The sequence below is a fragment of the Flavobacterium sp. genome, assembly GCF_031363805.1.
Taxonomy (GTDB): Bacteria; Bacteroidota; Bacteroidia; order Flavobacteriales; family Flavobacteriaceae; genus Flavobacterium.
This window is the reverse complement of sequence record NZ_JANLVD010000124.1, coordinates 1-10596: the sequence shown is the minus strand read 5'-3', so window position 1 is coordinate 10596 and position 10596 is coordinate 1. Positions and strand designations below refer to the sequence as shown.

The 10596-nt window shown below is 31.3% G+C and carries 13 protein-coding genes; 2 read left to right on the top strand and 11 right to left on the bottom strand.

Features of this window, described 5'->3' with window-relative positions:
- Positions 1-847: APC family permease (locus tag RMN92_RS07285; protein WP_309608801.1), on the top strand; the 847-nt coding region annotated here is incomplete at its 5' end.
- A gap of 64 nt (positions 848-911) precedes the next feature.
- Here RMN92_RS07285 and arfB read toward each other — a convergent pair.
- The 7 genes from arfB to RMN92_RS07250 form a co-directional block, all read right to left on the bottom strand.
- Positions 912-1316, bottom strand: coding sequence for an alternative ribosome rescue aminoacyl-tRNA hydrolase ArfB (gene arfB / locus RMN92_RS07280; RefSeq protein ID WP_309608800.1), 405 nt, complete (start codon positions 1314-1316; stop codon positions 912-914).
- Between the two features lie 2 nt (positions 1317-1318).
- Positions 1319-2902, bottom strand: coding sequence for a DUF4301 family protein (locus RMN92_RS07275; RefSeq protein ID WP_309608799.1), 1584 nt, complete (start codon positions 2900-2902; stop codon positions 1319-1321).
- Positions 2866-3471 carry a nicotinamide riboside transporter PnuC gene (gene pnuC, locus RMN92_RS07270; RefSeq protein ID WP_309608798.1) on the bottom strand — a complete coding sequence of 202 codons (606 nt, stop codon included), beginning with the start codon at positions 3469-3471 and terminating at the stop codon, positions 2866-2868. Before pnuC ends, RMN92_RS07275 begins: the two co-directional genes overlap by 37 nt.
- Before the next feature lie 41 nt (positions 3472-3512).
- Entirely contained in the window at positions 3513-4229 is a 717-nt protein-coding gene (locus tag RMN92_RS07265) for a geranylgeranylglyceryl/heptaprenylglyceryl phosphate synthase (protein WP_309608803.1), read from the bottom strand.
- A 28-nt stretch (positions 4230-4257) separates the two neighbouring features.
- Complete coding sequence (locus RMN92_RS07260) at positions 4258-4752, bottom strand: DUF6169 family protein (RefSeq protein WP_309608797.1); 495 nt, start codon at positions 4750-4752, stop codon at positions 4258-4260.
- Positions 4742-4915, bottom strand: coding sequence for a hypothetical protein (locus RMN92_RS07255; RefSeq protein ID WP_309608796.1), 174 nt, complete (start codon positions 4913-4915; stop codon positions 4742-4744). The genes RMN92_RS07260 and RMN92_RS07255 overlap by 11 nt, the downstream gene beginning before the upstream one ends.
- A gap of 65 nt (positions 4916-4980) precedes the next feature.
- Positions 4981-5607, bottom strand: a complete 627-nt coding sequence (locus tag RMN92_RS07250; protein ID WP_309608795.1) for a 4'-phosphopantetheinyl transferase superfamily protein — start codon at positions 5605-5607, stop codon at positions 4981-4983.
- 254 nt (positions 5608-5861) lie between these two features.
- Between RMN92_RS07250 and ahcY the strand changes: the two genes are divergently transcribed.
- Entirely contained in the window at positions 5862-7178 is a 1317-nt protein-coding gene (ahcY, locus tag RMN92_RS07245; RefSeq protein ID WP_309608794.1) for an adenosylhomocysteinase, read from the top strand.
- A 73-nt stretch (positions 7179-7251) separates the two neighbouring features.
- On the opposite strand, the gene RMN92_RS07240 is transcribed toward ahcY, so the two are convergent.
- From RMN92_RS07240 to RMN92_RS07225, 4 genes are all read right to left on the bottom strand, one after another.
- Positions 7252-7986 carry a hypothetical protein gene (locus RMN92_RS07240; RefSeq protein WP_309608793.1) on the bottom strand — a complete coding sequence of 245 codons (735 nt, stop codon included), beginning with the start codon at positions 7984-7986 and terminating at the stop codon, positions 7252-7254.
- Between the two features lie 33 nt (positions 7987-8019).
- Positions 8020-9000: an acyl transferase gene (locus RMN92_RS07235; RefSeq protein WP_309608792.1), complete on the bottom strand. Its 981-nt coding sequence runs from the start codon at positions 8998-9000 to the stop codon at positions 8020-8022.
- A 140-nt stretch (positions 9001-9140) separates the two neighbouring features.
- On the bottom strand, positions 9141-10127 hold the full coding sequence (locus tag RMN92_RS07230; protein WP_309608791.1) for a T9SS type A sorting domain-containing protein: 987 nt from the start codon (positions 10125-10127) through the stop codon (positions 9141-9143).
- Positions 10128-10271: 144 nt separating this feature from the next.
- Positions 10272-10596: T9SS type A sorting domain-containing protein (locus tag RMN92_RS07225; RefSeq protein WP_409024850.1), on the bottom strand; the 325-nt coding region annotated here is incomplete at its 5' end.

Sequence of the window (10596 nt, the reverse complement as noted above, 5' to 3'; positions counted from 1 at the left end):
CAATATGTGGGAAGCATCCAAAACTGTTTTGAACCAAGACGGAACAGTTACGGTAACCAAATTGGCAGGAATTGCATTGCTTGGTGCGATGGGCGCAACAATAATTAACTCCTTATTCTCTAGCGATGCTTGGAACAATGTTACCTTTATTGCTGGTGAAATTAAAGATCCAAAAAAGAATATTCCTAGAAGTTTGTTTCTTGGAACATTGATTGTAACAATTATTTATATCCTGGCCAATATTGCTTATCTGGCATTGCTTCCCATAAATGGAACTCCAATTGGAGAATCTGTAGCGAACAATGGAATTATGTTTGCTGCTCAAGACAGAGTTGGCGCAGCGGCTGCAAATGTCATTATGGGAAATATTGGTGTATTTGTTATGGCTGGTTTGATTATGGTTTCAACCTTTGGATGCAATTCTGGACTAATTCTTTCTGGTGGAAGACTTTTTTATGCCATGTCAAAAGATGGACTGTTTTTTAAAGAAGCTAGCCATTTGAATAGAAATAATGTGCCCGCCAAAGCACTGTGGTTTCAGTGTATTTGGGCATGTGTGTTGTGTATTTCTGGGAAATATGGCGACTTACTTACCTACTCTACTTTTGCTTCTTTATTATTTTATATTCTGACCATTTATGGGATTTTTATTCTGCGTAAAAAAGAACCAAATGCAGAAAGACCATACAAAGCCTTTGGTTATCCAATAATTCCTGCTATTTATATTGTAATCACATCTTTAATATGCATAACATTATTGATTTACGATACCAAAAGTACAGGTTTAGGATTGCTTATTGTTGGTTTGGGAATTCCAGTTTATTCATTTATAAAGCCGAAAGAATAATTTAGTTTTAGGTTAAGTTTAGATTGATACCATTTAATATTAAGAAATTTAAAATTGAATGATATCAATCTAAATTAGGCTTTTTTCTGTTGTTTTTTACTTCAGAAATATTTTTCTTGTCTTTAATTCTTTTTCGAATAACAGATTTTGGAATTCTTGTTGCTTTTCTTATTTTTGGAACTATTAAGGCATTTTTAATTATTTCTAAAAATCTTTTAGTAACAATCGCCTTGTTTTTAATTTGACTTCTGTCTTCATCACAATTTAAAATCAAAATGTTTTCGGAAGTTAATCTTGAAGATAATTTGAATAAAATAAGCTCTTTTTCTTCTTCAGATAATGCTTTAGATGCATTCAAATCAAAATTAAGCACTACTTTACTAGATACTTTATTTACATTTTGACCGCCAGCTCCGCTGCTTCTTACAGCTTTATATTGCAATTCTTGTATGATCTTTTCTATTTCCAAAATTAAAAAGGTTGGTGGTTGGTTTTTAATAAATCATTCACAGTTTTGACTGGATTAAATGTACTCAAAGGCACTTCTACAAAAATAGTAATCCATTTTGCCATGGCACCATTCCATAAACCGGGTAATTCGTAGGCTTTATAATTGATTCCGTTTTTGCTTTTTTCGACAATAAAACCACTATTATTATCGATAAAATCTAACAAATTGAACTTCTCATTTTTGCAATTTTTAAGTCCACAAACAATATCTACAGGATTAAAATGAGTAGCCGATTTAAAAATACGTAGTTGATTCTCATTCAAAATATCAATTTGGGAACTTTCTACAATTTGCAGTGATTTATTTCCTTCATAATCTCGAATCCAAAAAGGGCCTCCACCAGGTTCATTTTCATTTTTTACCATGCCACAAACTCTAATTGGTCTATCCAAAATACTTTTTATATATTCAATTTGGCTTTCTTTTTTGTAATTTTTAAACTCTTTAGATAATGATACATTTAATTTATTTTCTATAAAAATTTGAATTTTATTGAGCAAATTATCATCAACAAAATCATTATTTAACTTTTCTAAATTACTAAAAATTGTATTTTGAATTTCCAACAAATAACCCGCTAAGACTTTTTTATAAAATGCAATTTCGCTTAAATTATTATGGCTCACATTATCAATATTTTTTATAAAAACAATATCAGAATCTATTTCATTTAAATTGTAAATAAGCGCGCCGTGACCACCAGGTCGAAAAACCAATTGGTTGTTTTCTTTTAATAAATTATTGTGATAATCAACAGCAATTGTATCTGTATTTTTATGTTGTTCAGAATAAGTTACTTGTATATTTTTTAATTCGCTTTGCGAAACTATTTCTTCAAAGTTATTTTGATGTTCTCCCGAAATGGTGAAATGTATCTTCGAGATTCCATTAGATTGTGCGTACAACGATGCTTCTTTCAAATGTTCTTCTATTGCAGTTTCAATTTTGTTTGGATAAACATGAAAAGGCAATATTCCTTTGGGTTTATTTGCATAATCGAATTCGGTTTTGTCTAATAAAAATTTAATGAAAAAATAATTTTTATCATCGCGTTTCCAAGAATCAAAATCAGGATATTTTTCTTTTAATCTGTTGTGAACAGATTTAAAAAAAGGAAATTTGTCCATTCCAATTATAAATGCAGATAGTGAAGTATCGTTTTTGCGATTTATATAAGCATTAATTGATTCATGCTCTCGATTAAACTCAAGTAAAAATTCACTTAAAAACTTAAACATTCTACTAGCAGCACCCGAAGCAGGCACAAATTTTTCAAGACTAAAATTGGATTTTGAAGTGTCAAATTTAATGGCAAGCCGATCCATTTCCTCCAAAGAAAAAATTAATATGCCATCATTTTTTGTGGCAGCACTTTCTAAAACTGCTTTTGGAATTCCAGTGTTGAATAATTGAAGTTCAAACGCAATTTTGTTTAAATTGATACCGAAATTTTCCAATTGCTTGAAATGAATGTCGGTTAACGATTGATTTTCAATTAAGCTATTTTTTATTTTAAGATTTTCCTCCATTCTAAATATGCCCATACGGCCAAAATTGTAAAAATAATATATTGTAAAGATAACATTCCCAGCTCACGATAAGCATAAAGCGGAATTACTATTAAGTTACCAATAATCCAAAGTATCCAATTTTCTATTTTCTTCAATGCCATATACCACATGGCCGTAAAAAATATTCCAGCGGCCAACATATCAAAATAGTTTTCTGTTTTTATTTTGTAATCAAAATAATTATAAATGCAGAAAACTACAATAATTGTAATTAAAAAAAGTAAAATTCCGATTGCTTTTTGCTTATCATTGGTTCTTGAAATAGGCAAATTATCTTTTGTATTGTTTTTCCGAGACCAATTAAACCAACCATAAATACTCATTATCGAAAAGTAAAAATTAATCATCATATCGCCCAAATATCCTGCGATAAAAAGCAAATAAGTTGTAATTATAGTAGCAACTAAACCTGTTGGATAAACTAAAATATTTTCTTTTCTGGCAAACCAAACACTTGCAATTCCAAATACAAAAGCTATAAATTCTAAAATAATTTGCGTAGTAGAAGCGTTTTTGTAGGCGTTAAGAAAAAAGTCTATCATTTTAAAATTTACGAATTAGGATTTAGGATTTACGAATTTCCTTAATTATTAAAAAAATTCAAATTGTTTTCAAAAGCGGTTCCAATGACAACTAAATCAGCGCCAGCGTTGTGCGCTCTTTCAATTTCAGATAAGGAACGAATGCCGCCACCAACAATAACAGGAATATTGATGTTTTGAGAAACCAAAGTAATCATTTTTAACGGAACTGCCAATTTTGCTCCACTTCCTGCTTCGAGATAAATGAGTTTGTTGCCTAACATTTCGCCTGCTTGTGAGGTTTGCAGCACATAATCTAGGTTGTTTCTGTCTAATGGTTTTGTATTACTGACAAGTTGTACAGCAGTTTCTGTTTCGCTTTCAATAAGAATGTAACCTGTAGAAATAATTTCTAAATTTGTTTTTTTAATAATTGGAACAGCATTTACTTGATGTTCGATTAAATAATCTGGATTTCGACCAGAAAGTAACGTTAGAAATAAAATCGCATCGGCTTTTTTTGAAATTTGCGAAGGATTTCCAGGGAAAAGCACAATTGGCAAATGGCAAATTTCTTTGATTTTAATGATTAATTCATCAATAACATTACTATTTACTTGGCTTCCGCCGATGAAGATATGTGTGGCGGGTGATAGGTTTATTTTTTGAGATAAAATGTTGATATTTTCTAAATCGACTTTGTCAGGATCGAGGAGAATGGCGAGAAGTTTTTGATTACTTTCTTTAGATTGAAGAATTTGATTGTAAATATTTGTCATTATTGGATTTAGGTATTCATTAACGACATTATTTATTCTCATTATTTTCTATTGCAATTTTTCTAAAACCATCAATAATTTCTATAAAATACGGGTTTTCTCTTTGAATTATTAATGAAATTGGGTAAACATTTCCTTTTGAATCGCGAATTTTTTCATCAATTTTGATTAAACCATATTCTTCGGAATAAAACCAATCGTCGAATTTTCTTCGTCTTAATTCTTGTCTTCCATCGGAAGAATCACAAATATAAATACAAACCGAACCATCTTTTTTATAATAAAAATCTTTAATAATTTCGGAAATGGTTTTAGATATTAACTTATCCAACGGCGGATTTTTGCCTAATGGATTGTAAACAATTTCTATAATAAACTCATAAATATGGTTTGCATAAACTGTCGTTTCGTCTCCAAACAAATAATTTGAAGGTCGAAATTTTACTTCGTAAACAATTCCTAATTCAGTTTCAAAACCATAATTATTGTTTAAACCACCACGAAATTCAAATTCATAGTGCATTTTTTTTCTTTTTCATGGCTCGTAACCTTACTAACATATCTTGAAATTCCTGAGTTTTTGCAAACTCCTGACTTTCAATTTTGGATTGTTTTTTGCTTTCCAACATTAAACGGATGATTTCGTCGGCAGATTTAAAAACTGGTTTTTTTGATGATGTGTTCATAACGATTCATTTTTACAAATATAAACATATTTTGCGAATTCTAAAATAACGAATTTGTTGTTATTTTAAGCCTGAAAAGCATAAACCAAAATATAATCTTCTATTTCTTCAAAGTGAATATTGAAATCTTCGATTAGATTATCAAAGCGTAATTGAGCCGTTGCTTTTTGGTCTGATAATGAAAATTCGGATTCAAAAATATGGTTAGGAAAACTGATGCCTTTCTCGTTTTTGATTTTGAAAATAGTTTCTTTAATTCCCCAAACTATGGTTGCTTTTTTGATTTTATCGGTTTGAGAAAGGTTTTCCAAATGAGAAATATCCATAAAACGGGAAGCAATTTTTAGCGCTTTTTCTTTTTGAATTTCCAAATCGATTCCAACAGCTTGTTCACTAATAATAATTGCTGAAAATTCGTGAGAATGCGATATTGATATAAATTTTCCGTTTTTTAAATAGGGTTTGCCGTCTTGAGTATAGTGTAAATCAAAATCGGTTAAGCCAGATTCTTGCAAGAGTTTGCGAACGCTAAGAAAACCTCGTTGGTGTTGCTCGGATTTCATCGTATTTAAACGAATAAGATTAACATCATTTAGCGCAACTTCATCGAAGAGGTCTTCGAAGGTTTCTTCGATTTTCCAAACGTAAATTTGGGTTGTAAGATTATGATTGATGATGGAATGTAAAGGCATACTAAAATGTTGATTATTAGCCCCGATAGCAGTGGAAATCCTGTCATTGCGAAGAACGAAGCAATCAAATCGTAAGATTGCTTCGTTCCTCGCAATGACAGATTGCAACGGATAGCGGGAAATAGCTCCAAATAATTATTTAATTTTCAAATATTTACATAATTAAACAAGATATAATAATTAACAAATATTTTTTAATTACCAACTTTAGTATGTAAATTTGCAAAAAATTTAAATACAAATATACCATAAATATGAGTACACAAACTATGCCTTATGTGGCTTTTAAAGTAAAAGATATTTCTCTAGCGGCTTGGGGAAGAAAAGAAATTGAACTAGCAGAAGCCGAAATGCCAGGACTGATGGCGCTTCGTGCGGAATACAAAAACGAACAACCACTTGCAGGTGCTCGTATTGCAGGTTGTTTGCACATGACGATTCAGACTGCGGTTTTAATTGAAACTTTGATTGCTCTTGGTGCAGAAGTTACTTGGTCTTCTTGTAACATTTTTTCTACGCAAGATCAAGCTGCTGCTGCAATTGCTGCTGCGGGAATACAGGTTTATGCTTGGAAAGGTTTGAATGAGCCTGATTTTGATTGGTGTATTGAGCAAACCTTATTCTTTGGTGAAGATAGAAAACCATTGAATATGATTTTGGACGATGGTGGCGATTTGACCAACATGGTTTTTGACCGTTACCCAGAATTAATTCCTGGAATCAAAGGTTTGTCGGAAGAAACTACTACTGGTGTTCATAGACTTTACGAAAGAATGAAAGCTGGAACTTTGTTTATGCCAGCAATCAATGTAAATGATTCGGTTACTAAATCGAAATTTGATAACAAATATGGTTGTAAAGAATCTGCTGTAGATGCTGTGCGTCGTGCAACTGATGTTATGCTAGCTGCAAAACGTGTTGTTGTTTGTGGTTATGGCGATGTTGGAAAAGGGACTGCAGCTTCTTTTAGAGGCGCTGGATCTATTGTTACTGTAACTGAAGTTGATCCAATTTGTGCTTTACAAGCGGCTATGGATGGTTTTGAAGTAAAAAAATTATCGACAGTTGTGGCTAACGCCGATATTGTAATTACAACTACTGGAAACAAAGACATCGTGATGGAAAAAGATTTCAGAATGATGAAAGACAAAACTATCGTGTGTAACATTGGACATTTTGATAACGAAATTGATATGGCTTGGTTGAACACAAACTACGGTAACACAAAAGTTGAAATCAAACCACAAGTTGATAAATATACGATTGATGGTGTAGAGATTCTAGTTTTGGCAGAAGGTCGTTTGGTAAACTTAGGTTGTGCTACTGGTCACCCAAGTTTTGTAATGAGTAACTCGTTTACAAACCAAACTTTGGCTCAAATTGAATTATGGAAAAATTCTGCAAACTACAATAATGAAGTATATATGTTGCCGAAGCACTTGGACGAAAAAGTGGCTTTCTTGCACCTTGCAAAATTAGGTGTTGAATTGGAAACTTTGCGTAAAGACCAAGCCGATTATATTGGCGTAGGTGTTGAAGGGCCATTTAAACCTGAGTATTATAGATACTAGTTCAATACTAGATATTAGATTTTAGATATTAGATTAAAACCCTTGCAGAAATGTGAGGGTTTTGCATTTCTGATTATTTGAAATCGATAAGAATTTTATTTGAAGTAAAAATTCCTTGTATGAAACTCTTGTCTTTTTCTATTGCGGAAAATTCTTCTTCTGATAATTGATTTTGGAACGCCGTTTTCTTTAAATCGAGTATCAATTCAAATTCATAATTGTCTTTTTCGTCAAGATAATATTCCAAATCGTCTTGTTTGAAATAGCGATCTTTGTCCCAATTGGTTTGAATTTCAAACAATCTGATTTCGTTTGGTTTTAAGGTAATTTTTGATTTCATCAAATTATCATTTTGCAAAATCCAATGATCATCGTAAATTTTACCACCTCCTTTTTTATAATTTTCAATAATAGCTTTATTTGTATTTTGAAAAGCATCGTAAGTTTTTTGTGCCAATTCTTTAAACTCTGTCGTGGTTAAATTTTTATTGGTTTCACGAAAAGCTTCCCAATCGATGCCATACTTTTCAAAAAAAGGACCATCCAATGGAGTGAATTCACTGTTGATATATATTTTATAAACAGGAAACAATGTCATTGAACTTGCAGCATTTGCAATTAATGTATTTGGAGTCAGAAAAAAAGAAATTTCTTGATTGGTTAGATTTTCAATCTGATAATCTATCGTATACTTTCTTATGTTGGGTTTCAAATCTTTAAAGGTAATGGAATTAATTTTCACTTCTAAAGGTTTATTTTGAGAGAAAGTTATGATTGAAAATAGAAGTAATATGTAAGTAAACCGCATTTTTTATTTTTAAAATTTATAAATTTTTGAAAACTACAAAACCATTAAATTGCAACCACGAATATCAGAATTATCGAATCTTCCTAAAACCTCAAAAGTTTTATTTGAATTTAATTTTCCTAGATCTTGTGTCGCAATAAATGAACAGGAATTTACATTGGCCAAATCAATAACATTAATACCGCCTGTTTTGCCATTTTCTACATAAGTCAAAGCATCTTCAGTATCTCGAATAAGAATTTGCATCCAGTTTGGACATTCGAAAACGCCATTCCCAAGGGAATAAGCTTGCGATAATAATTCTGTCATGCCATATTCTGAATGAATGGCATTTATGCCAAAACCATTGGAAAGTTGTTGGTGCAATTCTTCCCGAATGATTTCTTTTCGTTTGCCTTTCATACCGCCAGTTTCCATGATGATGGTGTTTTTAAGTTTGAATTTTTGTATTTCCAACAAATTCAATAAAGCATAAGTCACACCAATTAAAATAGTATTCTGTCCTTGTTTTTCAAGTAATTCCAATTTTTGAATTAACGCATCATAATTATGAAGGTAAAAACCACTTTCTGGATTATTTGTTTTTTTAATTAAATCGTCCACCATATAAATTAATGAAGAACCTTCACGCTCTAAATAAGATGGAAGCAATGCCAAAACAACATAATTTTCAATATCTCCATAAAATTGGGAGAAAGCTTTGAGATAACTTTCTTCATAAATAGAAAGATTTGTAACCAAATGTTTGCTCGTTATTTGTCCGGTGGTTCCGCTACTTGTAAATATGGTTTGAACTGGATTTGAATTGGATAAAACTTCATGACTTTTGAAAAAAGCAATAGGCAAAAATGGTATTTGTTGCAATGATTTTACTTTTCTGCTATCAACTTTTAAATGATTGCAGAAATCTTGGTAGACCTGATTATTTTCGTGTTGGAAACGAAAAACTTTCAAGGCTATTTTTTCAAATTGCTTTTGGGTAGAAATATTAAATATGTCGGGAATTGGAATCAAAAATTATTTTTTGCAAAGGTATTTAAAAAAGGAAAAGTAAACATAGCTGAATTAAGGTTTATTTTTTGAATTAAAAACCCGGTTGTAAATAAAAAAAGCGCCAACTCTCGTTAGCGCTTTTTGAATTATTGAATTATTGATTATTCAATAACTAATTTTCTTGTAGCTGTTTTTCCAGCTTCAGTAATTTTTACAACATAAACACCAGCGGCAATTGCTGAAATGTTTACTGGAGCATTAGTCACTTTGGTATTTAAAACTACTTTGCCCAATACATTATAAACTTCAACTTGTTTTACTTCGTTATTATCTGATGAAATAAACAAATTGTTTTTGGCTGGGTTTGGGTAAACTCTTAATCCTGAGATTGAGTTTTGTTTGATGCTTAACGTAGCACCAGTAACATATGCCCAATTATCAGCAACTCTAATTGCATCAAATTCAACATTTCCAGTTGTATTTACTGTAGATCCTGCCTGTCTTAAAGCTATATTAGCTATTTGAGTTGGAGCAGCAGTTGTTCCTGTATTATTTGTTACGGATCCAGCTGGTTCAACTGCACCAACTGAAGGATTTACAAATAAACTTGCTGTATTTGATGCTAAAACATACTTAACTACTAAAAAAAGAGGTGTATTTATGGCGAAATCTGTTGCAACAAATGTTGGAGCTGCAGTTCCACCACTTCCATTCAAAATTCCTATATTAAAAGTATTTGGAGCTGCTCCAGCTTTGAAATATATTCTTCCATTTAAACTTCCTGCGCTGGTTGCTGTTGATGGACCAGAACCAAAAGATATAGAATATTCTCCTGTTGCTGTTGCTATAAGGTTTGTAGTATTTGGCATATTTACAATTGCAGAATAATATGCAACGGTAGTAATTGCTGTAGGTAAAAGTTTGTGAACATCCTCTGTATTTGCAGCAACAAAACTTACTTTATTACCAGAGTTAGAAATACCTGCATATGATAATGATCCAGAAGTAATAGACAACTGATTTGTTAAACCATTATGATTTGCCCAACCATTAGCCGTTAGAAAACCTGTTCCACTAAAATCCTCAGTTAATTGCCCAAAAGACAAAGTACAAGCCAATAATAAACTTAAAGTGTAAATTTTTTTCATTTTTATTTTATTTAAAATATAAGCTACAAAGATAGTATGTTAATTGATTAACTAAAAACAAACGTATGTAAAATAATTATTAAATCTCAAATAATTCCTTTTCTAACAATTTGATTGGTAGCTTTTCTAAGAAAAATTTTAAAATTATTTAATGATCAGTTTTCTAGTGGCGCGCTGTTCGCCTTCTTTTATTTTTATGATATAAACGCCAGGAGATAGTGAAGCTACATTGAGTTCTTTTGTAGTTATTGAAATTTGCAACACGCGCTTGCCTAGCACATCAAATATTTCTATTTCTTTTTCTGCGCTGGTTTTTGAGGTAATAAAAATACGACCATTGCCTACTGGATTTGGATATATGTTTAAATTTTCGAAAGGTTGCTCTTGATTTTTACCACTCAACAAAGATTCCTTACTTTCCTGAGCTTGGATGCACAAGGAAAATAAAAAAAGAAAAAATATAGTATAA